The sequence below is a fragment of the Achromobacter sp. genome, from assembly GCF_032102605.1.
Lineage (GTDB): Bacteria > Pseudomonadota > Gammaproteobacteria > Burkholderiales > Burkholderiaceae_B > Achromobacter.
Window position 1 is genome coordinate 1 of sequence record NZ_DAMDGT010000028.1, and the last position, 23,034, is coordinate 23,034.

20 protein-coding genes are annotated in these 23,034 nt (G+C 64.3%); 2 read left to right on the forward strand and 18 right to left on the reverse strand.

Features of this window, described 5'->3' with window-relative positions:
- Window positions 1-142 precede the first annotated feature (142 nt).
- Window positions 143-1,120 carry a 2,3,4,5-tetrahydropyridine-2,6-dicarboxylate N-succinyltransferase gene (gene dapD, locus RT614_RS28865; RefSeq protein WP_313626002.1) on the forward strand — a complete coding sequence of 326 codons (978 nt, stop codon included), beginning with the start codon at window positions 143-145 and terminating at the stop codon, window positions 1,118-1,120.
- A gap of 78 nt (window positions 1,121-1,198) precedes the next feature.
- Here the strand turns inward: dapD and RT614_RS28870 are convergent, their stop codons facing one another.
- The 18 genes from RT614_RS28870 to RT614_RS28955 form a co-directional block, all read right to left on the reverse strand.
- Window positions 1,199-1,816 (reverse strand): hypothetical protein, encoded by a 618-nt coding sequence (locus tag RT614_RS28870; protein WP_313626004.1) that lies wholly within the window; start codon window positions 1,814-1,816, stop codon window positions 1,199-1,201.
- 125 nt (window positions 1,817-1,941) lie between these two features.
- Window positions 1,942-2,796 (reverse strand): class II glutamine amidotransferase, encoded by an 855-nt coding sequence (locus RT614_RS28875; protein ID WP_313626006.1) that lies wholly within the window; start codon window positions 2,794-2,796, stop codon window positions 1,942-1,944.
- Window positions 2,797-2,884: 88 nt separating this feature from the next.
- Window positions 2,885-4,948, reverse strand: a complete 2,064-nt coding sequence (locus tag RT614_RS28880) for a UvrD-helicase domain-containing protein (protein WP_313626007.1) — start codon at window positions 4,946-4,948, stop codon at window positions 2,885-2,887.
- Between the two features lie 208 nt (window positions 4,949-5,156).
- Complete coding sequence (locus RT614_RS28885; protein WP_313626009.1) at window positions 5,157-7,247, reverse strand: primosomal protein N'; 2,091 nt, start codon at window positions 7,245-7,247, stop codon at window positions 5,157-5,159.
- A gap of 37 nt (window positions 7,248-7,284) precedes the next feature.
- Complete coding sequence (locus RT614_RS28890) at window positions 7,285-7,506, reverse strand: hypothetical protein (protein ID WP_313626010.1); 222 nt, start codon at window positions 7,504-7,506, stop codon at window positions 7,285-7,287.
- Window positions 7,507-7,599: 93 nt separating this feature from the next.
- Window positions 7,600-8,670, reverse strand: coding sequence for a uroporphyrinogen decarboxylase (gene hemE / locus RT614_RS28895; RefSeq protein ID WP_313626012.1), 1,071 nt, complete (start codon window positions 8,668-8,670; stop codon window positions 7,600-7,602).
- 203 nt (window positions 8,671-8,873) lie between these two features.
- Window positions 8,874-9,644, reverse strand: coding sequence for a helix-turn-helix domain-containing protein (locus RT614_RS28900; protein ID WP_313626014.1), 771 nt, complete (start codon window positions 9,642-9,644; stop codon window positions 8,874-8,876).
- A 269-nt stretch (window positions 9,645-9,913) separates the two neighbouring features.
- On the reverse strand, window positions 9,914-10,339 hold the full coding sequence (locus tag RT614_RS28905) for a F0F1 ATP synthase subunit epsilon (protein ID WP_313626016.1): 426 nt from the start codon (window positions 10,337-10,339) through the stop codon (window positions 9,914-9,916).
- A gap of 9 nt (window positions 10,340-10,348) precedes the next feature.
- Window positions 10,349-11,749, reverse strand: a complete 1,401-nt coding sequence (gene atpD / locus RT614_RS28910) for a F0F1 ATP synthase subunit beta (protein WP_054455184.1) — start codon at window positions 11,747-11,749, stop codon at window positions 10,349-10,351.
- A gap of 43 nt (window positions 11,750-11,792) precedes the next feature.
- On the reverse strand, window positions 11,793-12,698 hold the full coding sequence (atpG, locus tag RT614_RS28915) for a F0F1 ATP synthase subunit gamma (protein ID WP_313626017.1): 906 nt from the start codon (window positions 12,696-12,698) through the stop codon (window positions 11,793-11,795).
- A gap of 98 nt (window positions 12,699-12,796) precedes the next feature.
- Window positions 12,797-14,338 carry a F0F1 ATP synthase subunit alpha gene (gene atpA, locus RT614_RS28920; RefSeq protein ID WP_313626018.1) on the reverse strand — a complete coding sequence of 514 codons (1,542 nt, stop codon included), beginning with the start codon at window positions 14,336-14,338 and terminating at the stop codon, window positions 12,797-12,799.
- Window positions 14,339-14,366: 28 nt separating this feature from the next.
- Window positions 14,367-14,906, reverse strand: coding sequence for a F0F1 ATP synthase subunit delta (locus tag RT614_RS28925; protein ID WP_313626020.1), 540 nt, complete (start codon window positions 14,904-14,906; stop codon window positions 14,367-14,369).
- 12 nt (window positions 14,907-14,918) lie between these two features.
- Window positions 14,919-15,389, reverse strand: a complete 471-nt coding sequence (locus RT614_RS28930; RefSeq protein WP_008167494.1) for a F0F1 ATP synthase subunit B — start codon at window positions 15,387-15,389, stop codon at window positions 14,919-14,921.
- Between the two features lie 144 nt (window positions 15,390-15,533).
- Complete coding sequence (gene atpE / locus RT614_RS28935; RefSeq protein WP_003815363.1) at window positions 15,534-15,776, reverse strand: F0F1 ATP synthase subunit C; 243 nt, start codon at window positions 15,774-15,776, stop codon at window positions 15,534-15,536.
- A gap of 118 nt (window positions 15,777-15,894) precedes the next feature.
- A complete protein-coding gene (gene atpB, locus RT614_RS28940; protein ID WP_313626022.1) occupies window positions 15,895-16,776 on the reverse strand; it encodes a F0F1 ATP synthase subunit A in 882 nt (293 codons plus the stop codon).
- Window positions 16,777-16,859: 83 nt separating this feature from the next.
- Complete coding sequence (locus RT614_RS28945; protein ID WP_409558535.1) at window positions 16,860-17,276, reverse strand: ATP synthase subunit I; 417 nt, start codon at window positions 17,274-17,276, stop codon at window positions 16,860-16,862.
- 375 nt (window positions 17,277-17,651) lie between these two features.
- Window positions 17,652-19,214, reverse strand: coding sequence for a DUF1254 domain-containing protein (locus tag RT614_RS28950; RefSeq protein WP_313626023.1), 1,563 nt, complete (start codon window positions 19,212-19,214; stop codon window positions 17,652-17,654).
- Between the two features lie 255 nt (window positions 19,215-19,469).
- A complete protein-coding gene (locus tag RT614_RS28955) occupies window positions 19,470-20,246 on the reverse strand; it encodes an enoyl-CoA hydratase (RefSeq protein ID WP_313626025.1) in 777 nt (258 codons plus the stop codon).
- A 28-nt stretch (window positions 20,247-20,274) separates the two neighbouring features.
- Between RT614_RS28955 and RT614_RS28960 the strand changes: the two genes are divergently transcribed.
- On the forward strand, window positions 20,275-22,050 hold the full coding sequence (locus RT614_RS28960) for a M61 family metallopeptidase (protein ID WP_313626027.1): 1,776 nt from the start codon (window positions 20,275-20,277) through the stop codon (window positions 22,048-22,050).
- Window positions 22,051-23,034: the final 984 nt, after the last annotated feature.

Genomic DNA, 23,034 nt, shown 5'->3' on the forward strand with positions numbered 1-23,034 from the left:
GTCGGTCTCCTTGAAAACCATCATAGGCCTGCACACAAAAATCCGGACACTCCCCGGTCCGGAGCTGAACAGCACGCCCCCACCCCCAGAAACATTCGCCTAGAATGTCCCCCACCCCAATCCCCCCGCCAGCAAGCCCCAAATGCCCGCCACCCCCACCAGCGCCATCGCCTACGGCCTGGCCACCCTAGCCGCCGACGGCACCATTCTTGATACCTGGTATCCGCGTCCTTCCCTCGCCGACAATTCACCGGCTACCGGCACGCGTCACCTGACGCCCGAAGAAGCCCGCGCCGCGCTGGGGGAACACGTCGCCACGTCCCTCGTCCGGGACACGCGCCGCAAGGTCGATATCGTGGCCGTGCGCACCGCCATCGCCTCGCTGGACGAGCCGCCGGTCGATGCGCACGATGCCTATCTGCGCCTGCACTTGCTCAGCCACCGGCTCATTCGGCCGCATGGGGCCAACCTGGATGGGTTGTTCAACGTGCTGGCCAATGTCGCATGGACGTCGGCCGGGCCCTGCGCGGTGGATCAGGTGGATGCGCTGCGCTGGCATTTGCGCGCCAGCGGGCAGGTGCTGGAGATTCGCGGCGTGGACAAGATTCCGCGCATGACTGATTACGTCGTGGCCAGCGGCGTGCGCATTGCCGATACGGCGCGCGTGCGGCTGGGCGCGCATCTGTCGCCCGGCACCACGGTGTTGCACGAGGGGTTCTGCAACTTCAATGCCGGCACGCTGGGCGCGTCGATGGTCGAAGGGCGCATCAGCGCCGGCGTCACGGTCGACGACGGCACCGACATCGGCGGCGGCGCGTCGATCATGGGCACCATGTCCGGCGGGGGCAAGCAAGTGGTTTCCATCGGCAAGCGCTGCCTGTTGGGCGCCAACTCGGGCCTGGGCATTTCGCTGGGCGACGACTGCGTGGTCGAGGCCGGCTGCTACATCACTGCCGGCACGCGCGTGCTGACGCCGGAAGGCGCCGTCGTGAAGGCCGTGTCGCTGGCTGGCCAGCACGGGCTGCTGTTTCGCCGCAACTCGCAAACCGGCGCGGTGGAAACGCTGGTGCGCACGGCCGCTTGGGGCACGTTGAATCCCGCCCTGCATTCGGGCCATTGAAGGAAACACGGCCGCCGCCAGCGGCCATCGCGTGGAAGAAGCGCGCGGGTGGTGCGCGCCGCCTGCGGGCGCTTCCCGTCAGGCGTATTCCGCCGTCTGTCCCAGCTGGTTGTAGACCAGGTTTACGAACAGGTCGGAACTGAGCAGGCGCGTGACCGGGCACGAAAAAACCGTCTTGCCGTTGTCGTCCTGCAGGCTGACGGTGTCGGTCCAGTCGTTCAGATCGATGGGCGAAAGCGATTCGTACGGCCAGGTGGCGCCGTCGATGTGCAGTCCTTGTGCCGACAGGGACAACTCGCGGGTTTCCAGGTTCGGGAATTTGCCGTCCACGATGTAGCGGAACGTGACGCGCGCGCCTTGCTCGATCAGCGCTTCCAGCACGGGCAGGCGGTGCGCAACATACTGGGAGCGCAGCGCATCCATGAACTTGGCGAATTCGGCGACGCCGGACGCCGCGGTCCATGCGTTTTCCGTGCTGCTGCGGTAGGCCAGGCTGTCCACCTGAGCCGCTGCCGAGCCCTGCTCGCAGGTGTACAGGCAAAGATCCTGGATGCCGGCAAATGCGGTGTAAATGCGGGCGTTGCCCTGCTGGCTGACAACACCGTCTTCGTGCAATTCAAAGCAGTCCGGGGTGCTCCCCGTGCGTGTAAACACCGCGAATGCGTTTGTGGCCTGCGGGGTTTGGCTATCTGTCATGCAACTTCCTGATTGAGTTGGGGTGCTTTCGCGGCCCAGGACGTCGCAAAGTCATGCGATCCGTATTCTCCCCCATATGGGAAATACGTGCTTGATGACCCTTATTTACGGAATAAGCGGCGATATCATTCGCCCGGCGGAATCGGCGCGAATCGGTAGTGGTTCACATCGCCCCGGCCGGCGATGATGGCGGTGGACTCAGGGACCTCTTCCCATACGCCGGGCATTTCGGACAGCGGCTCGGACAGCAGCAGGAACGCATTGTCGTCCAGCGCGGCGATCTGCGCGTTGTCGGGATAGAGCTCGCGCAGATGCCGCACGCTGGTGTTGTGGAACAGGGTTCGCGAGTCGCCCTCGCTGGAATAGCGCACGGCGATCAGTCGTTCGCCGTCCAGTGCGCAGACCGTCATGTTGATGGGATGCGAGACGCCATGGCGCCGGCCCGTCTCTTCCACCGCGCCGACCATGCGCGCAATCGCGGCGACGGGGTCCTCGTCAAGGCCGAACGTCAACGCCAGCAAGAACATGACCTCGGAATCCGTGGAGCCTTCCAACGATCCGAAATAGGCCGGCGCGATCATCAGCATCAGGTCGCGCCGAAGCAGCGGATAGTCGCGGATGAGCCCGTTGTGCACGAACAGCCAATGCCCATGCCGGAACGGATGGCAGTTGGTTTCCTGGGCGGGCGTGTCGGTGGCCGCGCGGATGTGCGCAACGAACAGCGGCGCATGGATGGCGCGAGCCGCTTCCCGAAGGTTGCGGTCGTTCCAGGCCGGGTGCACGCTGCGATAGCGAAACGGCGGCTCCGGTGGACGGCCCTCGATGGGCCGGCTGTACCACCCCAGGCCGAATCCGTCTCCGTTCGTGGTGGTGGCGCCCAGCCGCGAATGCAGGCTCTGGTCGATGAGAGAGTGCTTGGCCTTGAACAGCACGCTCTCCATTTGCAGGGGACTACCGGTGTAAGCCAGCCAGCGGCACATGATGCGCTCCTTCGTTCCGGACGAACCCAGTGTAGGAGCGGCCGGCGCGATTGTTCAAGCCCGCGCACGGCTGCCGCGCTGCTTGTCCCTACTTTTTCAGCAGGGCCTTCAGCATGGCCATGCGTTCCTTCGGGTTCATGGCGGCGGTGGCCTCGTCTTCCTGGATGCGCACGTCGCCCAGTCCCATTTCCTCGATGAAACGCGAGGGTTCGCGCACCAGGTCCTCGCGGGCGCGTCGCCGGCGCTTGCACCAGCTGAGGTTCAGGCTGCGCTGCGCGCGCGTGATGCCCACGTACATCAGGCGGCGTTCCTCCTGGATGCGGGTGGCCAGGTTCTCGGCGGCACGCGCCGGATCGCCGACTTCGTCGTCCTTGCCCAAGTGCGGCAGCAGCCCTTCTTCCACGCCCGCCAGATAGACGTGGGGATATTCAAGCCCCTTGGACGCATGCAGCGTCGACATCTTCACGGCGTCGGGTTCTTCTTCCTCGCCACGCTCCAGCATGGTGACCAGCGCCACGTGCTGCACCAGGTCAAAGAGCGTCATGTCGTCCTCTTCAGCCTTGCGCTTGAGCCAGCCGGTGAGTTCCAGTACGTTCTGCCAGCGCGTCTGCGCGGGCCGTTCCTCGAACAGTTCGAAGAGGTGGCGTTCGTACTGGATGGCTTCCAGCAGGTCGTCCAGGATTGCGCCGGCGGGCTCGGCCGACGTGACCTCTTTGCCGGATGCCGCGCCCCGTCCGGCACGCCATTGCATGCGGCGGATGAATTCCGCGAAGGTGCGCAGCTGTTCAAGCTGGCGCGGCGCCAGCACGCTTTCCAGGCCGGTCTCGGCCACCGCGGCCAGCAACGATAGTTCGCGACTGGCCGCATACTGGCCCAGCGCCTGCAGCGTCGCCTGCCCGATGCCGCGCTTGGGCGTGGTGGCCGCCCGGATGAACGCGGGATCGTCGTCGTCGTTGGCCAGCACGCGCAGGTACGCCAGGATGTCACGCACTTCGGCCTTGTCGAAGAAGCTCTGGCCGCCGGAGATCGTGTACGGGATTTTCAGGTTGCGCAGCGCCTGTTCCAGGATGCGCGCCTGATGGTTGCTGCGGTACAGGATCGCGAAATCCTTCCATTGCGCCTGGCGCTCGAAACGCGCGGCCGAGACCTTCACGGCGATGGACTCGGCTTCGTGCTCCTCGCCGTCCATGGCCGACACGAGAATGGGTTCGCCCACTCCCAATTCGGACCACAGCTTCTTTTCGAACAGCTTGGGGTTCTTTTCGATCACCTGGTTGGCCGCAGCCAGGATGCGCTGCACGGACCGGTAGTTCTGCTCGAGCTTGATGAGCTTGATATTGGGGTAGTCGGTGGTCAGCTTGGCCAGGTTCTCGATCGTGGCGCCGCGCCAGGCGTAGATGGCCTGGTCGTCGTCGCCGACCGCCGTGAACATGGCCCGCGACCCCGTCAGCAACTGCACCAGTCTGTACTGGCACACGTTGGTGTCCTGGTATTCGTCCACCAGCAGGTAGCGCACGCGGTTCTGCCAGCGGGTGCGCACTTCTTCGTTGCTGGCCAGCAGTTGAGCGGGGATGCGGATCAGGTCGTCGAAGTCCACGGCCTGGTAGGCGGCCAGCGTGGCGGCGTAGCTGCGATAGACGTTGGCGGCCTCGACGTCGCCCGGCGTGACGGCTTCGCGAGCCGCATCGTCGGGTTCGATCAGGGCGTTCTTCCAAAGCGAAATAATGCCTTGCACGTGGCGCAGGCGCGCCTTGTCGGTGGTGGCCAGCAGTTCCTGGATGATCGACATGGCGTCGTCGGCGTCCAGGATGGAGAACGTGGGCTTCAGGCCGGCGTTACGCGCCTCTTCGCGCAGCATCTTCACACCAAGCGAGTGGAAGGTGCTGATGATCAGGCCCTTGGACAGCTTGCGGTCCACCAGCGTCTTCACGCGCTCGTCCATTTCGCGAGCGGCCTTGTTGGTGAAGGTCAGCGCCACCACGTTGCGGCCCATGTAGCCGCATTCACGCAGCAGGTAGGCGATCTTCTGCGTGATCACGCGCGTCTTGCCGCTGCCCGCGCCAGCCAGCACCAGGCAGGGGCCGTCCAGGTAGAGCGTGGCTTCCCGCTGCGCGGGATTCATGCCGTGGCCAATCGGTTCGCTTGCGGACATTGGAGGGTCAGGTCGTCATGCGTTAGCGGCGGCCACAATGCCAGGACGGCTGGCAAGCAAAGGGCATGCCGCCGCCCGTCAGTGGGCCGGATGAACGCGAGAAAAAGGGGACGGGCGCAGCCGCCGCAGCGGGTCTGCCGCGCCGGCGCGATAGAGGAAGAAGATCATAGAACAATCGGATCGATGGCGCATCGTCGGGTGGCCGCGATCAGATTTCCAGGGGATCGACTTCCAGTTGCCAGCGCACGCGCGCTTCGGTGGCCAGATAAGGAAGGTGATGCGACCAGGACGCAAGAAACGCCTGCAGGGCCGGCCTGCTGCTGCTTTCGGCCAGCAGTTGCGCGCGTTCGACGTTAGCGACGCGCACCACGCGCAGCGGCACGGGGTCGTACAGCATGACCGCGTCCATTCCGGGAAAGTCGGCGGCCCATTCGCCCTCGGGCAGCACCCGCGCCTGCTCGAGAAACGCCTGAGCGACCTTGAGTTCGCGCGCCTCGGCGGTCAGCAGCGCCTGATAAACGAACGGCGGCAGGCCCGTGCTTTCGCGTTCATGGAGCGCATGGCGCGCGAATCCCGCGTAATCGTGGCGCAACAGCGCCTGGTACACCGGCTGCTCGGGGTAACCGGTCTGGATCAGCACTTCGCCATTGCCGTGATGACGGCCGGCGCGGCCGGCCACCTGCATCAACTGCGCGAACAGGCGTTCGGGCGCACGGAAATCATGGGCGAACAGCATGGAGTCGGCGTTCAACACGCCTACCAGGCCCAGGCGCGCAAAATCGTGGCCCTTTGCCACCATCTGCGTGCCCACAAGAATGTCGACCTCGCCCGCATGCACGGAAGCGAACAGCGCTTCGGCGCTGCCCTTCTTGCGCGTGCTGTCGGCGTCGATGCGCAGGATGCGCGCTTCGGGGAAGAGTTCAGCCAGATGCTCTTCTACGCGCTGCGTGCCGCGGCCCATCGGGGCCAGGTCCTGATCGCCGCACTCCGGGCAGGCGCGCGGCACGGGAGCCTGATAGCCGCAGTGATGGCATTGCAGGCGATGGCCGCGTCCGTCCGTGCGATGCAGCACGGTGAAGGCGGTGCAGCGGGGGCAATTGCTGACCCAGGCGCAGGACTGGCAATGCAGAACCGGCGAATAACCGCGCCGATTCAGGAAGATCAGCGATTGCTCTTTGCGCTCTAGCCGCTGGCCGATGGCGTCGATCAATTGGGGGGACAGGCCCTGCTTCAACTGCAGTCGACGCGTGTCCACCAGCCGCATCGTGGGCAGCGCGCTGGACCGCGCGCGGCCCGGCAAGGTCAGGCGCAGATAGCGTCCCCGCTCGGCGTGCTGCCAGGTTTCCAGCGACGGGGTGGCCGAGCCCAGCACCACGGGAATGTCCAGGTCATGCGCGCGCCAAACGGCGAGATCGCGCGCCGAATAGCGCAAGCCATCCTGCTGCTTGTACGACGCATCGTGCTCTTCGTCGACCACGATCAGGCCCAGCTCGGTCATGGGCGCGAAAATCGACATGCGCGTGCCCAGCAGCATGCGGGCCTGGCCGCGCTGGGCGCGAGTCCAGGCTTGCAGGCGTTCGCCGTCCGACAAGCCGCTGTGCATGACGGCCAGCCCTTCCGGCCCCACCAACGCCTCCAGGCGAGCCCGCAACGCGCCTTCCAGCTGAGGCGTCAGGTTGATTTCGGGCACCATCAGCAGCACCTGCCGCCCCGCCGCCAGCACGCGTTCCGCGGCGCGCAAATAGACCTCCGTCTTGCCGCTGCCCGTCACGCCGTGCAACAGCACGGGCTTGAAGCCGTCGAGCGCAGCGATGGTTTCCACCGCGGCGCGCTGGGCGTCATTCAGTTCAGGCGGATGGTCGGGGTTGGCCGGCGCACGCGCCGTCTTGCGCTTGCGAGCGTCCATGCGCGCCACCGGGCCTTCACCTGAGCGCTTGCCCTGATACGAGGTGGGCTTGCGCAGGGGAGGCGGCAGCGTGGGCAGCATCACCTCGCCCAGGGGCCGTTGATAGTAGTCCGCGGCAAAGCGCGCCATCCGCAGCCAGGCCTCATCGAAGGGCGGCAAATCGTCCAGCACGGCTTCGATCGGCCGGATCTGCTTGGGGTCGTAGGAGGGCTCGGCCGGATTGCCCACCACCACGCCGATCATCTTGCGCCGCCCGAACGGGACGATTACCCGCAGCCCTCCCGCAATGGGGGCATCGCTGCGGTAGTCGAAGGGTCCCGGCAGCGGCACATCCAGCGCGACGCGCACCCAGCAGGGCTCGGCGGTGGCCGTTGTTGCGCGCTCGTCAGACATGGAGGCTCGGATGGGACATGTACAGAAAAAGTATCAGCTAAAAGTATGAGACGCCCATCGGGCGATTTTCCAGCATCAGCGCCTGTGAAGGCGTCGCTCTTCCACCGGCGCCTGTGGATAACTTTGGGGAAAAGGCTGGAGCAACATTAGAAAATGGAATAAGGCAAGAATGCGCAAACTGATGCATCCCTGTTGATAAATCAATTTTCTTCAGCAATAACAATGACTTGAAGCCGGTTTCGAGATTGTAAGCCAGCATATAAAGGGTTTCCCCCGAGCCGGATTTTATTGTGTACAAGTCCCCGACCCGGCCCCATCTGCCCCGGCCCTCAGAGCCGAAGCGTTCACTTACTTACCCGCGCAGGCCGCGGCTGTATTGATGGACTTCATCGACCAATTCAGCTACGGCATCTGGCGGAGTGAAGCGCGAAATCCCATGTCCCAGGTTGAAGACGTGGCCGCCCTTGCCTACCGGTCCGAATGCGTCCAGCACACGGCGCGCCTCGGCGCGGATGGCGCTGCCACCGCCAAATAGGGCCATCGGATCCAAGTTGCCCTGGAAGGCAACGGAGTCGCCGGTACGGCGGCGGGCCGCCGCCAGATCCACCGTCCAGTCCAGGCCGACGGCGTCGCTGCCGCAAGCCGCGATGTCTTCCAGCCACTGCCCCCCGCCCTTCGTGAAGACGATGACCGGCACACGGCGGCCTTCGTGCTCACGCGTCAGGCCGTCGACGACCCTGCGGGTATAGGCAAGGGAAAACTGCTGGAACAGCCCGTCGGCCAGCACGCCGCCCCAACTGTCGAACAGCATGACGGCCTGCGCACCCGCGGCGATCTGCGCATTCAGGTACTGCAGCGTGGCTTCGGCATTGATTTCAAGGATGCGATGCAGCAGGTCGGGACGCGAATACAGCAGCGTCTTGATCAGGCGGTAGTCGTCGCTGCCCTTGCCTTCCACCATGTAACAGGCGATGGTCCACGGACTGCCGGCAAAGCCGATCAGAGGCACTTTGCCGTCCAGATCGCGCCGGATCACGCTGACCGCGTCGAAGACGTAGCGCAACTTTTCCATGTCGGGCACCGCCAGGCGGGCCACATCGTCCTCGGTGCGGATGGGATGGGCAAAGCGCGGCCCTTCGCCTTCGGCGAAGTCCAGGCCCAGGCCCATGGCATGAGGCACGGTAAGGATGTCGGAAAACAGGATCGCCGCGTCCAGGTCGTAGCGCTCGAGCGGCTGCAGCGTGACTTCCGAAGCGTAGTCCGGGTTCTGCGCCAGGCCCATGAACGAACCTGCACGCGCCCGGGTTTCGCGGTACTCGGGCAGATAGCGACCCGCCTGGCGCATCAGCCAGATGGGGGTATAGGGCACGGGTTCGCGCAGCAAGGCGCGCAAGAACACATCGTTCTTCAGGGGAGCAGACACGGCTATCCTCGGCGATCGGAAGCCGTGAGTTTACTTCCCCTGGCTGACAAGGCGGGCGCCCGCGGATTTCGGGGTTTGAGCCCACGCAATGCGCAACGGCGTCGGGGTGGTGTGACGCTGGGGCGCAGGGTCCAGCGAACAGCCGCCCAAGCCCAGGTCAGCTGGCGACCGGGACCAGGCGGCCGGATGCCGCCCGGCTTTTTCTAGGGTTCCGCGCCGTCACCGCCCGCCTCCAACGCGGCCAGGCGGTACGGAGCCGCTTCGATGCCGTGCTTGCGCATCAGCGCCCAGAACGCGCGCCTGTGCTTGGCGCATGCGCGGGCAGCCTGGGCCACATTGCCGCCGTGTCGCGACAAGGCATGGCGAATGTATTCGCGCTCGAAACCGCTAACCACTTTCGCCTTGGCGACCCGGAAGGATTCGTGCGACGTGCGCCGATGCTGATGGCGCAGGTGGGTCAGGGCGTCGTCGACGACGTCGGCGGCCACGCGAGGGCGCAGAGGCGCGGAAGGCGTGGCCTCACCGGCCAGATTCCGAGTACCGAGGTAGCTGGCCCGCCGTTCATGCACGACGCTGGCCGTGGCCGCGCCCCGCGAGGCGCCAGGCCGAGCCAGCCGATGCAGCCGCGCGCGCAGGCTTTCCACGCAGGCCGGCTGGGTGATGAAATCCGCCGCGCCCAGTGACAGGAGATCCAGGATGGCCGGCGCCTTTACGTCGTGCACGAGGAGCAGGATGGGTGTGGTCAGGGTTTCGCCCGCCTGCTGCAGGGCCATGCGCGCCCAAGCCAGCGAGCACGGCGCCACGGGCAGGATGCAGTTGTCGTAACGCCTGAGCGCCACCGCAAGCCGAGCAAGCGTATCCGTGGGCGGCGCCGCGCCATCCGTGACCCCGCCCTGCGCGAGCGCCGCCAGGGGCACGGGATGGAGCCGCACACGGGCCAGCCGCGGCTGATGGTCCGACACCCAAGCGCCCATGGCCGACTCGTGGCCGGGCCCCAACAAGACTCCGCAATCCAGCATGTCTCGCACTGCCTTCCCCCTTCACAACGGAAAGTTGAAGGCTACTGTTGCAGAACGCGCCCGCCTATTCGTAGTGGACGCATTGCGGTTGACCGCAGCTGGTGTGCGCGCCGCGAGGAGCGACACAGTCTGCTCATCGCGGCGCAACGCCCAGGCATGAAAAAAGCGGCCCGAAGGCCGCTTTCTTGAGGCGCGGGGCAAGCCCCGGAATACCGCCTTGCCGCTCAGTGCGAGCGACCGCCTTGACGCAGCTTGCGCGCCGCGATGGCTTGCGCAGCCAGCATGGCGAGCTCGGCTTCGACGACAGCGATGTCAGCCTTGTCCTTGGCGTTGGCCAGGGCCAGTTCGGCCTTCTGGCGCGCTTCCAGCGCACGGGCTTCGTCCAGGTCGGAGGCACGGATAGCCGTGTCGGCCAGGACCGTCACGCTGCCCGGCTGAACCTCGAGGATACCCCCGGCGACGAAGATGTTTTCCTCGCCTTGGTCGGCACGAACGATCTTGACCGTTCCGGGGCGTATGCGCGAGATCAGCGGGGTGTGGCCGGGCAGAATGCCCAGTTCACCCGCTTCGCCAGGCAGAACCACGAACTTCGCCTCACCGGTGAAGATCGCTTCCTCTGCGCTGACCACATCCACATGCAGGGTAGCCATATCGGTTCCTTATTGCAGTTTCTTGGCCTTCTCGAAGGCCTCGTCGATCGAACCGACCATGTAGAAGGCCTGTTCCGGCAGCGCATCGCACTCGCCGTTAACGATCATCTTGAAACCACGGATGGTTTCGGCCAGCGGAACGTACTTGCCGGGCGAACCGGTGAACACTTCAGCAACGTGGAACGGCTGCGACAGGAAGCGCTGGATCTTGCGCGCGCGGGCCACGGCCTGCTTGTCTTCCGGCGACAGTTCGTCCATGCCCAGAATCGCGATGATGTCGCGCAGTTCCTTGTAGCGCTGCAGCGTTTGCTGCACGCCACGCGCAACGGCGTAGTGCTCTTCGCCGACGACTTGCGGGTCGAGCTGGCGGCTGGACGAATCCAGCGGGTCCACGGCCGGGTAGATACCCAGTGCGGCGATGTCACGCGACAGCACGACGGTGGAGTCCAAATGCTGGAAGGTCGTGGCAGGCGACGGGTCGGTCAAGTCATCCGCAGGGACGTACACGGCCTGGATCGAGGTAATCGAGCCGGTCTTGGTCGACGTGATGCGCTCTTGCAGCTTGCCCATTTCTTCGGCCAGCGTGGGCTGATAACCCACCGCCGACGGCATACGACCCAGCAGTGCGGACACTTCGGTACCGGCCAGGGTGTAGCGGTAGATGTTGTCAACGAAGAACAGGATGTCGCGGCCTTCGTCGCGGAACTTCTCGGCCATCGTCAGGCCGGTCAGCGCCACGCGCAGACGGTTGCCGGGGGGTTCGTTCATCTGACCGAACACCATCGCAACCTTGTCCAGAACGTTCGACTCTTCCATTTCGTGGTAGAAGTCGTTGCCTTCACGGGTACGCTCACCCACGCCGGCGAACACCGACAAACCGCTGTGCTGCTTGGCGATGTTGTTGATGAGTTCCATCATGTTGACGGTCTTGCCCACGCCGGCGCCGCCGAACAGGCCGACCTTGCCGCCCTTGGCGAACGGGCAAACCAAGTCAATAACCTTGATGCCGGTTTCCAGCAGTTCCACCGACGGCGACAGTTCGTCGAAACGGGGAGCGGCCTGGTGGATGCCACGCTTTTCGTCGTGCTGGATCGGGCCGGCTTCGTCGATGGGACGACCCAGCACGTCCATGATGCGGCCGAGCGTGCCGGTGCCGACGGGCACCGAGATCGGGGCGCCCGTGCCCGTGACTTTCATGCCGCGGCGCAGACCGTCGCTGGAGCCCAGCGCAATAGTACGCACCACGCCGTCGCCCAGCTGTTGTTGCACTTCCAGCGTCAGACCCTTTTCGGCGAACGAGGAACCCTCGTCGGCCAGAGTAAGCGCTTCATAGATCTTGGGCATTTGATCGCGGGGGAACTGAATATCCACCACGGCGCCGATGCACTGAACGATGGTTCCGTTGCTCATGTCGATTCCTTGCTTGATAGCTTTTGACGGGATGCTGCCTGCCTTAAACGGCGGCAGCGCCCCCTACGATTTCCGAAATTTCTTTGGTGATCGCGGCCTGACGGGTCTTGTTGTAGACCAGTTGCAGATCGCCGATGACCTTCTTGGCGTTGTCCGACGCCGCCTTCATGGCGACCATCCGGGCCGACTGCTCCGAAGCCATGTTCTCGGCCACGGCTTGGTACAGCAGGCCTTCAACGTAACGCTGCAGCAGGTCGTCGATCACGCTACGGGCGTCGGGTTCGTAGATGTAGTCCCAGCTGTAGTCCGACTTCACTTCCGAGGTCTTGGCCAGGCTATCGGCGCCCGTCTGGTACGGATCTTCCAAACCGCTGGCCAGAGGCAGCAGACGCAGGAACAACGGCTCTTGCTTCATCGTGTTGACGAAGCGGGTCGATGCCACGTACAGCGCGTCGATACGGCCTTCCAGATAGGCGTCCAGCTGCACCTTGATCGCGCCCAGCAGGCGGTCGAGTTGCGGCTTGTCGCCCAGTTGCACTTCCTGGGAAACCAGTTTGGCGCCGATACGGGTCAGCACACCCACGCCCTTGTTGCCGAAAGCGGTCGCTTGGACGGCGATGCCGTTTTTCTCGAACTCTTTCAGCTTGCCCAACGTCACGCGGGTGATGTTGGTGTTCAGGCCGCCGCACAAACCCTTGTCGGTCGTCACCATGACCACGCCGACCGCCTTGATTTCGCGTTCGACCAGGTACGGGTGGCTGTACTCGGGATTGGCCTGCATCAGGTGCGCAGCGATCTCGCGCACCTTGGTGGCGTACGGACGGCCAGCACGCATCCGTTCCTGCGCCTTGCGCATCTTGGATGCGGCGACCATTTCCATCGCCTTGGTGATCTTGCGCGTGTTTTGCACGCTCTTGATCTTGGTTCGGATTTCCTTAATTCCGGGCATTGCGCTTTCCTGTGAAGACTGGCCGATGGGTTCCGCTCGCGCCTCAACCATCCGGGAAGGATGGGTGAGGCGTCTCGGACGCCTAACCCATCACTTTCTTAAAAAGCACCGTGCTTCTTGAATTCCTGGACGGCGGAGGCCAGTTCGGCCTCGTCGTCCTTGGACAGTTCCTTGGTGTCTTCGATGCGCTGGATCAGGGCCGCGTGCTTGGCCTTCAGTTGATCCTTCAGCGACTTTTCGAACGACAGCACTTGGGCCACGTCCACGTCATCCAGGTAGCCGTTGTTGACCGTGTACAGCGTGACGGCCAGTTCCCACACTTGCAGCGGCTGGTATTGCGGCTGCTTGAGCAGTTCGACCACGCGCTTGCCGCGTTCCAGCTGGCGACGGGTCGCGTCGTCCAGGTCGGAAGCGAACTGCGCGAAGGCGGCCAGTTCACGGTATTGCGCCAAGTCGGTACGGATACCGCCGGACAGCTTCTTGACGACCTTGGTCTGAGCAGCGCCACCGACGCGCGACACCGAAATACCGGCGTTGATTGCGGGGCGGACACCGGCGTTGAACAGGTCGGTTTCCAGGAAGATCTGGCCGTCGGTGATCGAGATCACGTTGGTCGGAACGAAGGCCGACACGTCGCCTGCCTGCGTTTCGATGATCGGCAGTGCGGTCAGCGAACCGGTCTTGCCCTTGACGGCGCCTTCGGTGAACTTCTCGACGTACTCTTCGTTCACGCGGGCAGCTCGTTCCAGCAGGCGCGAGTGCAGGTAGAACACGTCGCCCGGGTAGGCTTCGCGGCCCGGCGGACGGCGCAGCAGCAGCGAGACCTGGCGATAGGCCCAGGCTTGCTTGGTCAGGTCGTCATAGACGATCAGGGCGTCTTCGCCGCGATCGCGGAAGTATTCGCCCATCGTGCAGCCGGCGTAGGCGGCCAGGTACTGCATGGCGGCGGAGTCGGAAGCCGAGGCGGCCACGACGATGGTGTATTCCATCGCGCCGTGCTCTTCGAGCTTGCGGACCACGTTGTTGATCGTCGAAGCCTTCTGGCCGATGGCGACGTACACGCAGGTGACGCCCTTGCCCTTCTGGCTGATGATGGTGTCGACTGCCACGGCGGTTTTGCCGGTCTGGCGGTCGCCAATGATCAGTTCGCGCTGGCCGCGGCCGATCGGCACCATCGAGTCGATAGCCTTGACGCCGGTTTGCAGCGGTTGCGACACCGAGCGGCGGGCGATAACGCCAGGCGCCACTTTTTCGATGATGTCGGTTTCCTTGGCGTTGACCGGACCCTTGCCGTCGATGGGCTCGCCCAGCGTGTTGACCACGCGGCCTTTCAGTTCCGGACCAACCGGGACTTCCAGAATGCGGCCGGTCGTCTTGACCTGGTCGCCTTCGGAAACGCCGGTGTAGTCGCCGAGAATAACGGCGCCGACGGAATCACGCTCGAGGTTGAGCGCCAGACCGAAAACGTTGTTGGGGAATTCGAGCATTTCGCCCTGCATCACGTCCGACAGGCCGTGGATGCGGGTAATACCGTCGGTCACGGACACGACGGTGCCCTGAGTACGGACATCAGCCGAAGCGCCCAGGCCCTCGATGCGGCTCTTGAGCAGTTCGCTGATCTCGGAGGGATTGAGTTGCATATTGACTCCTGGAATCCTGTTAGTAGCCTTAAGCGGCGAGCTGATCGCGCATGCGGACCAATTGGGCTTGTACGGAAGTATCGAGCACCTGGTCGCCGACGGCCACGCGCACGCCGCCGATCAACGACGGGTCGACGGTAACGCTGGGCTTGAGCTTGAGGCCGAATTTTTGTTCGAGCGCGACGACGAGGTCCTTGACCTGGGCATCGCTGAGCTCGAACGCACTGGTGATTTCCGCCTGCGCCGTGCCTTCGTGACGATTCCGCAGCACGACGAATTGCGAGGCGATGTCGGGCAGCAACAGCAGACGGTCGTTTTCGACCAGCAGCTCGATGAAATTGCGGGCGGCTTGCGGCAGATCGGCCTTGATCAGGCTGGCGAACAGGTCGACGCGCTGCTTTTCACCCAGACGCGGGTCGGCCATGGCCTCGCGCACGTCGGGGTTGGAGGCGACCTGCGACATTTCGCTGACCAGGTCGGACCACGCCGGCAAACCGGCCTTGTCGTCGCGCGCTGCGCTGAAGAGGGCTTCAGCGTAGGGCCGGGCAACAGTGGAAAGTTCAGCCATGACGGTCCCGGATTAGAGCTGCGCGCGGAGCTGGTTCAGCAGCTCGGCGTGTGCGCGGGCGTCAACCTCGCGCTTGAGGATCTGTTCAGCACCCTTGACAGCCAGCGCGGCGACGTCGTCGCGCAGCGCTTCACGGGCGCGCTGGACTTCTTGTGCGGCATCCTGGGCAGCCTGCGCCACGATGCGGGCACGCTCGGCTTCCGCTTCGCGGCGGGCCTGCTCGATCAGGGAGGCGGCTTGCTTCTCGGCCTCGATGATGCGTGCGTGGTTTTCGGACTTGGCAGAAGCCTCGATCAGACTGACGCGCGCCTGGGCTTGAGCCAGGTCGGCTTTGCCCTTCTCGGCGGCGGCCAGGCCGTCGGCGATTTTTTGGCGGCGCTCGTCCATCGCCTTCGTCAGGGGAGGCCACACGAATTTCATCGTGAACCAGCCCAGAACGAAGAACACGAGCATCTGGAAAATGATCGTCGCGTTCAGATTCACGGTCGTTCCTTTAACACCTTGCGGCTCCGACCGCACCCGGAAAGGGTCGTCGCGGAGCACTCGATACTTTGCTGACCGGCGATGGAGCGGATGCCCTCATCGCCGCCAGCGTCATGACCCACCTATTTGCCGGCGGGCGGTGCCTTAGCCGACGAACGGATTGGCGAAGGCGAACAGCATGGCGATACCCACGCCGATCAGGAATGCCGCGTCGATCAGGCCAGCCAGCAGGAACATCTTCGTTTGCAGAGCGTTCATCAGTTCAGGCTGACGAGCCGAGGCTTCCAGATACTTGCCGCCCATCAGTGCGATGCCGATGCAAGCGCCGATAGCGCCCAGACCGATGATAAGACCGCAAGCGAGGGCAACGAAAGCGACGTTGGTCATGACAACTCCTTGGTTAGAAATCTGAAGTCAAAAATTGAAAAATAAGAGGTACTGCTCAATGCAAGATAATCTTGCTATCCAGCGCTGGCCGGGTGGCCAACGCCGGAAATCCGGGGGATCAGTGGCCTTCGTGAGCCTGGCCGAGGTACACCAGCGTCAGCATCATGAAGATGAAGGCCTGCAGCAGGACGATCAGGATGTGGAAGATCGCCCAGATGGAACCGGCCAGGATGTGGCCGACGCCCAAGCCGATGCTGGCGCCGTTGAAGCCGGTCCAGGCGCCGCCCAGGAGGGCGATCAGCATGAAAATCAGTTCGCCGGCGAACATGTTGCCGAACAACCGCATGCCCAGCGACACGGACTTGGCGGCGTATTCGATCAGGTTCAGCAGCAGGTTGAACGGAGCCAGCACGACGGCGCCCAGGCCATGCGCATGGAACGGCGCGGTGAACAGTTCCTTCACGAAACCGCCCGGCTTCTTGATCTTGATGCCGTAGTAGAACATCAGGAGCAGCACGCCCAGCGACATGCCCATCGGCACGTTCAGGTCGGCGGTCGGCAGAATGCGGTGGTAGTAGAGAGGATCACCGTGTTCGGCGCCCAGGCCCGTCAGGCGCCAGATCGACGGCAGCAGGTCGACAGGCAGCAAGTCCAGCGCGTTCATCAGGATGATCCAGAGGAACACGGTCAGGGCGAGCGGAGCGATGAAAAGACGGCTCTTGGCGTTGTGGACGATGCCCTTGGCCTGGTCGTCGACCATGTCGACGATCATTTCCACGAAGGCCTGGAAGCGGGACGGAACGCCGCTGGTGGCGCGGCGCGCAGCGCGCCACAGGAAGAAAATGACGATCAGGCCCATCAGGCCGGACCAGAACAACGAGTCGTAATTGATGATGTCGAACTGAGCAATAGCGCTCTGTTTCTCACCCGTATTGTTCAGATGCACCAAGTGATGCTGAATATACGCGGATTGAGGCGACACGTCGCTGGCAGCAGCCATTTGAATCCTACCCTATTTGCTGTATGCCCGGCCCTTGCGAACCGGACGATTCCACGATTTCGTTTGCCGCAACTTACTCGGCGCTAAGACAGCCTGCGGAACATCAAGAGCAGGAGGTAGCCTTTCAAGGTGAGTATCAGGCCGAGCAACGCGGCAGGCCATACAAGCCAGTCCTGCGTCACACGCGAAAGCAGCCACAACAGCAATGCCGTTGCGAACAGCTTGATCAACTCACCAGAGAGAAAGGTAAAGGGACTGGCCTTACCGGCCCGTACGCTGACAGCCAGGCGCAATGCGAACAACGCATTGGGTATGAAATACGCTCCTGCCCCCGCCAGCGCCGACCAACCTGCCGCCGCCCCTCCGACAACCCCCGCAATTACTGCTGCTGCGAGCCCCATGGCGCCCTGCGCGGCCAATGCCAACAGGAGCCCACGGCTTGCTTGAGCATTTAACGCCGCGCGATCCGCGTCGTTAAGAACTAGAACCTTATCAACCATGTCCGGATCCAATGTTTCCTGGCCCGGGCTGTGGTCGTTTTGGCCCATACCGCGCTTCAGACTTTGCTGTTGCTGCATGGCGTTCTGCTGCATCAAACTTCCCCGCTTTGCTTCTTGCCCCCTGTCAGAACCGGCGCAATTCTAGGCGCATGTTCTTATCCCGCAAGCGTCAAACCCGCAGAGTATAGCGTGATTCTTTTTACCCTAGCAAATGAACTTTCGGCCGTTTGTAAGGCGACAACAACGGTCCGGAACTCGACTGAAAACGGGGCGCGACCGAGCAGGCCAGCCCCCCCTGGGCGGCTCTGACTCAACGTGCGAAAAGCCGCGCGGCCTCCATGAGGAGGCCGCGCGGCGCGAGCAACGTCAGGGCGCTCAGTCTTCCTTGACAGGCGGAGGCGCCCACTGTCCGTCCAGCGCCGTGTCTTGCGGCCAGTACAGACGCATGCTGAGCAGGAAGGGACCGTCCGCGGCAGGAGTGCTGACCCAGTTGGCGCGCTTGGCTTCACCCGGGTCGCGTCGCTGGACGTAGATGTCCAGCGAGCCGTCGGCGTTGTACTTCAGGTTGTCGGTGCTGCGCAGAACGTAGCGGTTGGCCGGGTTCTCGGCAAAGCCGTACTTGTCGTTGTAGACATGCAGGGACCAGAACGCATTGGCGGGCGGAAGCTGGCCCTTGTCGAAGTGCAGCACGTAGTCTTCGCTGGCATCGAGTGCGCGGCCCTTGGAATCGGACACCGTCACGGGATACAGCACATCTTCAGGCGTCGGCGCGCCCAGGCCCGCGTAGGCGATGGCGGCGCGGCGCGGGTAATCGGTGCCGTACGTGCCGATGCCGCTCAGCACCGTGTTCCAACCGTTCAGGGGCTTGCCCAGACGCGACACCCCGTCGGCGATGCGGCGACCGGCCAGCGGCTGCGCATCCGTGAGCGCCTGCTGCACGGCCGGGCTCAAGCGGCCATACGAGAACGGCTGCCGGTCGTCCAGGCCGATGCGGCGCATGCGGTCCAGGATCGGCGTGTCGTTGGCGTGCGGCGGATTGTTGCGCAACACGTCGAAGAACACGGCGAAGTACGTGGCCGCGTCCATGCCTGCAACCTGCTCGGCTGGCGTGCCGTCCGGCACGGTCGTCGCCGGCGCGGGGGTAGGCATGGGCAGGCCGCTGCCGATGGGGGCCGTGCCCACGCCCGGTCCGGTCTGCGGAAAGGCCGTTCCCGCGTTACGGCCGCGCGGAGCGGTAGTGGGCGTCACCGGCACCACCAGCGGTCGTGACGTCATTCCGGTTTGGATCTGGTTGACCGCGGCATAGTCTTGCGGACCACCCGCCTGCGTCCAGCCAATGAGCCAGCCCATCGAGGTCGGGCTGCGGATCACGTCGACGCCCGCCGGCAGCGTGCCCTGCCAGTTCGGTCCGACGATGGCGAAGGACTGCGCGCCCTGGCCGTTCGTGCGCGTGCCGCGAGACGCGAACACGTCGCTCCACATATCCAGGGCCGACAGCACTGTGTAGCGGCCGCCCGTGTCGGGCAGGTTGACGATCAGCGGCGCGCGCGAAACGTCGAACCACAGGCTGGAGTAAAGGGCGTCGGCGCTCGGCCATGGCGTGTCGGACGCGCGCGGATCCGGAAAGGACGCTTTGTGTCCAAACTGGTTCATGGGCGCTTTGCCGTCCAGCGAGCTTTGCACCGCGGTGGCCTGGCGTCGCGCCAGCTCCATCAGCACCATCGGATACGCATAGACATAAGCGTCGATGGCGATGTCGCGCAGTTCCTGCTCGCTCATCCGCGGCGCGGCTGCCTGGGCGGCCGGGTACGGCGTCTCGGACACGAGGCGCAGGGACGGCTGCGGAGATTGAGCCTGGGCGACGTTGAGAAAGCAGACGCTGAGCGCGCCGGCAAGCGCAGCAGTAGACAGCCGGCGAGTAGCGGTAGGTATACGCATGCAAGGCTCCTTCTTGGTTTTGTTTGCAAGTGAGCCGCCGCGCGAGACTTGCCAGTTGGGGCAAGCCTCTCTGGCGCGGCACCTCGGTATGACGCCGTTTCAGGATAGGGCCGAACTATGCAACAAGGTGCTAGCCAGTCGTTTCAAGGCGAAACGTCGCGCGCGCGCAAGAAAGAGCATGAAAAAGCGCGCCCACACGGGGCGCGCCGGCAACCGAGGGACCTGAAAGGGACTCAGGACCCGACGTAACAAGCATTAACGGTGTTTGAAGTCCGGTTTGCGCTTTTCGGTGAACGCGGCCATTCCTTCCTTCTGGTCTTCGGTGGCAAACAGCGAGTGGAAGACGCGGCGCTCGAACAGCAAGCCTTCGTTGAGAGAGCCTTCGAATGCGCGGTTCACGCATTCCTTGGCCATCATGACGGACGGCAGGGACATGGAGGCAATCACCGTCGCGGCGTCCAGGGCTTCTTCTAGGAGCTTGTCCGCGGCCACGACGCGCGACACCAGGCCCGCGCGCTCAGCTTCTTCGGCGCCCATCATGCGCGCGGTCAGGGCGAGGTCCATGGCCTTGGCCTTCCCGACGGCGCGCGGCAGGCGCTGCGTGCCGCCAGCGCCGGGGATCACGCCGAGCTTGATCTCGGGCTGCCCGAACTTGGCGGTGTCGGCGGCGATGATGATGTCGCACATCATGGCCAATTCGCACCCGCCGCCCAAGGCGTAGCCGCCGACCGCGGCGATCACGGGCTTGCGGATGCGCTTGAGGGTTTCCCAATTGCGGGTGATGTATTCGCTGCCGTACACGTCCATGTACGACCAGTCCTTCATGGCGCCGATGTCGGCGCCCGCGGCAAACGCCTTTTCGCTGCCGGTGATGACCACGCAGCCGATGTCGGCATTGGCCTCGAAGGCGAGCAGCGCGGCGCCGAGCTCGTCCATCAGCTGATCGTTGAGCGCGTTGAGCGCCTTGGGACGATTCAGCGTCAGCAGGCCGACTCGGCCACGGGTTTCGACCAGTACAAACGACTCGCTCATTGATTGTCTCCAGTAATAAGATATGAGCATGAAAAAACCAGATGCCGTACCTGCCATACTTTACCGCCTTGCGCCGCATGATCCGGCCGGCCACCGCTACCGGATAACCCTTACCGTCACCACGCCTTCGCCTGCCGGCCAGCGCCTGTCGTTGCCGGCCTGGATCCCGGGCAGCTACCTGATCCGCGACTTCTCGCGCCAGATCGAGTCCGTGTCGGCGTATTCGGGCACGCGGCGCGTCAATGTCGACAAAATAGACAATCACACGTGGCAGGCTGCGCCCTGCGATGGACCGCTGCGCGTGGAATACACGGTCTACGCCTGGGACCTGTCCGTGCGCGGCGCGCACCTGGACGAGACACACGGCTTTTTCAATGGCACCAGTGTCTTCCTGCGCGTTCACGGCCAGGACCACCTGCCCTGCCTGGTGGATCTGGCGCCTCCGCGCGGCATCGACGGCTGGAAGGTCTACACCAGCCTGCCACTGGCGCTCGGCCACAACGGGGCGGCCCGCCGCCATGGATTCGGGCTGTATCTGGCGCCGGACTACGACGCGCTGATCGATCACCCCGTGGAAATGGGCACGCCGCAGGTGGCGCGTTTCGTCGCGCACGGGGCGGAGCACGAGCTTGTGTTCACCGGCGTCGCGCCGAACCTGGACCTGGCGCGGATTACCGAGGACGTGAAGAAGATCTGCGAGACGCAGATCGCGTTCTTCGAGCCACGCACGAAGCGCGCGCCTTTCCTGGACAGCTCGGACCGCTATGTCTTCATGACGATGGTGACGGGCGATGGCTACGGCGGTCTGGAACATCGTGCCAGCACGGCACTGATGACGGCGCGCAAGGACCTGCCGGTGCTGGGCCAGCAGGGCCAGGGCGACGGCTACCGCGGCTTCCTTGGGCTGGTGAGCCACGAGTACTTCCACACGTGGAACGTCAAGCGAATCAAGCCCGAGGCGTTTGTTCCCTACGATCTGTCGCAGCCGGACCTGACGCGCCTGTTGTGGGTGTTCGAGGGATTCACTTCCTATTACGACGATCTGCTGCTGCTGCGCTCGGGCGCGATCACGCAGGCCGATTACCTGCGGCTGCTGGCCAAGACCATCACCAGCGTAGCGCGCACGCCGGGCCGCAACAAGCAATCGGTGGCCGAGAGCTCGTTCGATGCGTGGACGCGCTATTACAAGCAGGACGAGAACTCACCGAACGCCCTGGTCAGCTACTACACCAAGGGCGCGCTGGTGGCCCTGGGCCTGGACCTGCTGATCCGCAATGAGACGTCAGGGGCGCGATCGCTGGACGATGTGATGCGTTTGCTGTGGGATCGGTATGGTCGCGATTTCTACAGGGGCAAGCCGCAAGGCCTGCCGGAAGACGGACTGCCGGCGTTGATCCAGGAGGCGACGGGCGTGGACACGCGCCGCTTCATAGCGCGCTACGCGTACGGAACCGCGGATGTGCCGCTGGCGCAGTTGCTGGAGCCGCAGGGCGTGTCGCTGCAATGGAAGGCGTCCGCAAACATTCCGACACTGGACGTGCGCACGCGCAAGCAGGGCGATTCGCTTGTGCTGGCGACGGTGTTGGAGGGCGGCGCGGGACACAAGGGCGGATTGTCCGCCGGGGACGTGCTTGTCGCGATCGACGGCTTGCGGGTGGATGCGCCGGGGGGGCTGGATGTGTTGCTGGCTCAGTATCGGGCGGGGGAGCGCGTGACGGTGCATGTGTTTCGGCGGGATGAGTTGCGGGAGTTTCTTGTGCGAGTTAGTGGGCCGGAGGCTTCTGAGTGTGTGTTGGTGGGGTGACGGTTTTGTTCGTCGCGGAGTGGCTTCATGCCTGGGTCGGTGTTCTTTAGACGCCCGGCGTGTCGTGGGCCTGGGGTGGGCGGGGCTACGATTGCGGTCCGGAGCCTTCGCTCCGGACTGCCCCGTCCTCATCCTCGTTGCCGCCTCCGGCGGCTGCCTTCGGATTCCGTCGGGCGCATCTACACGCCCCGCCCACCCCAGGCCCACGCCGCGCCGGGCTCTTGCGGTTTCAGCTTTGCTGTCGCTGGGGCGAGCGGGTTCTTAAGGTTCTCGCCACACGCAGGTGAGTAGAGGAAGATCTTGCGGGGCCCGCCGACGGCCGGCCGCGCGGGCGGCGGGCCGTCGGCTTACGCGGCGTCTTGCGTCGGGGTGATGACGCTTCGCGTGTGGATGCAGTAGCGCTTGCTTCTTTCTGCCGCGTGCATCGTTTTCGATTGGTCTCTGACTCCCGGCTAGACGGCCTTCAGATCGAACGAACATCTCATTGGGTGTCAGACACCCTCCTTCGCCAGTCCTCTCCGCATGCCGTAATCGCGCCTGGTCTCTGACTCCCGGCTAGACGGCCTTCAGATCTACCGCCATCTCACTAGGTGACACACACCCAATGACGAAAAGCGCCAATCAATCGTCACTTCAACTCCAGTGCCGATGGGCGGCGTGTACCGGTCGGCAAGTTGTGGCGGCTCGTCGACGCGCCGCCCATCACCGCTCTCCCCCGTGGATGTCGGAGCCATTAGCAAGCCGCCCCCCGCAAGCGCGAAGCGCCGCCGCAACGACGACCAGACACCCAAATGCCGACGAGCCGCCGCCCGCGCGGCAGCTCGTCGGCGACAACGCAAATTCCCTGCCCCGTCCACAGGTCTTGTAGCGCAACAAACCAAAGACCAACGTAGCACGGCGTCGCGGGCGTCGTGGCTGCGAGCAACCTCGATGCGCCCGAGGGAATCTGAAGCCCAATAGTCGTCATGCACGACACCCGTGACG

Bases quoted from the DNA above. Each gene is read 5' to 3' on its own strand.
- dapD (WP_313626002.1), top strand. From the start codon at position 143: ATGCCCGCCACCCCCACCAGCGCCATCGCCTACGGCCTGGCCACCCTA.
- RT614_RS28870 (WP_313626004.1), bottom strand. From the start codon at position 1,816: ATGACAGATAGCCAAACCCCGCAGGCCACAAACGCATTCGCGGTGTTT.
- RT614_RS28875 (WP_313626006.1), bottom strand. From the start codon at position 2,796: ATGTGCCGCTGGCTGGCTTACACCGGTAGTCCCCTGCAAATGGAGAGC.
- RT614_RS28880 (WP_313626007.1), bottom strand. From the start codon at position 4,948: ATGTCCGCAAGCGAACCGATTGGCCACGGCATGAATCCCGCGCAGCGG.
- RT614_RS28885 (WP_313626009.1), bottom strand. From the start codon at position 7,247: ATGTCTGACGAGCGCGCAACAACGGCCACCGCCGAGCCCTGCTGGGTG.
- RT614_RS28890 (WP_313626010.1), bottom strand. From the start codon at position 7,506: ATGCTGGCTTACAATCTCGAAACCGGCTTCAAGTCATTGTTATTGCTG.
- RT614_RS28900 (WP_313626014.1), bottom strand. From the start codon at position 9,644: ATGGGCGCTTGGGTGTCGGACCATCAGCCGCGGCTGGCCCGTGTGCGG.
- RT614_RS28905 (WP_313626016.1), bottom strand. From the start codon at position 10,339: ATGGCTACCCTGCATGTGGATGTGGTCAGCGCAGAGGAAGCGATCTTC.
- atpD (WP_054455184.1), bottom strand. From the start codon at position 11,749: ATGAGCAACGGAACCATCGTTCAGTGCATCGGCGCCGTGGTGGATATT.
- atpG (WP_313626017.1), bottom strand. From the start codon at position 12,698: ATGCCCGGAATTAAGGAAATCCGAACCAAGATCAAGAGCGTGCAAAAC.
- atpA (WP_313626018.1), bottom strand. From the start codon at position 14,338: ATGCAACTCAATCCCTCCGAGATCAGCGAACTGCTCAAGAGCCGCATC.
- RT614_RS28925 (WP_313626020.1), bottom strand. From the start codon at position 14,906: ATGGCTGAACTTTCCACTGTTGCCCGGCCCTACGCTGAAGCCCTCTTC.
- atpE (WP_003815363.1), bottom strand. From the start codon at position 15,776: ATGACCAACGTCGCTTTCGTTGCCCTCGCTTGCGGTCTTATCATCGGT.
- atpB (WP_313626022.1), bottom strand. From the start codon at position 16,776: ATGGCTGCTGCCAGCGACGTGTCGCCTCAATCCGCGTATATTCAGCAT.
- RT614_RS28945 (WP_409558535.1), bottom strand. From the start codon at position 17,276: ATGGTTGATAAGGTTCTAGTTCTTAACGACGCGGATCGCGCGGCGTTA.
- RT614_RS28950 (WP_313626023.1), bottom strand. From the start codon at position 19,214: ATGCGTATACCTACCGCTACTCGCCGGCTGTCTACTGCTGCGCTTGCC.
- RT614_RS28955 (WP_313626025.1), bottom strand. From the start codon at position 20,246: ATGAGCGAGTCGTTTGTACTGGTCGAAACCCGTGGCCGAGTCGGCCTG.
- RT614_RS28960 (WP_313626027.1), top strand. From the start codon at position 20,275: ATGAAAAAACCAGATGCCGTACCTGCCATACTTTACCGCCTTGCGCCG.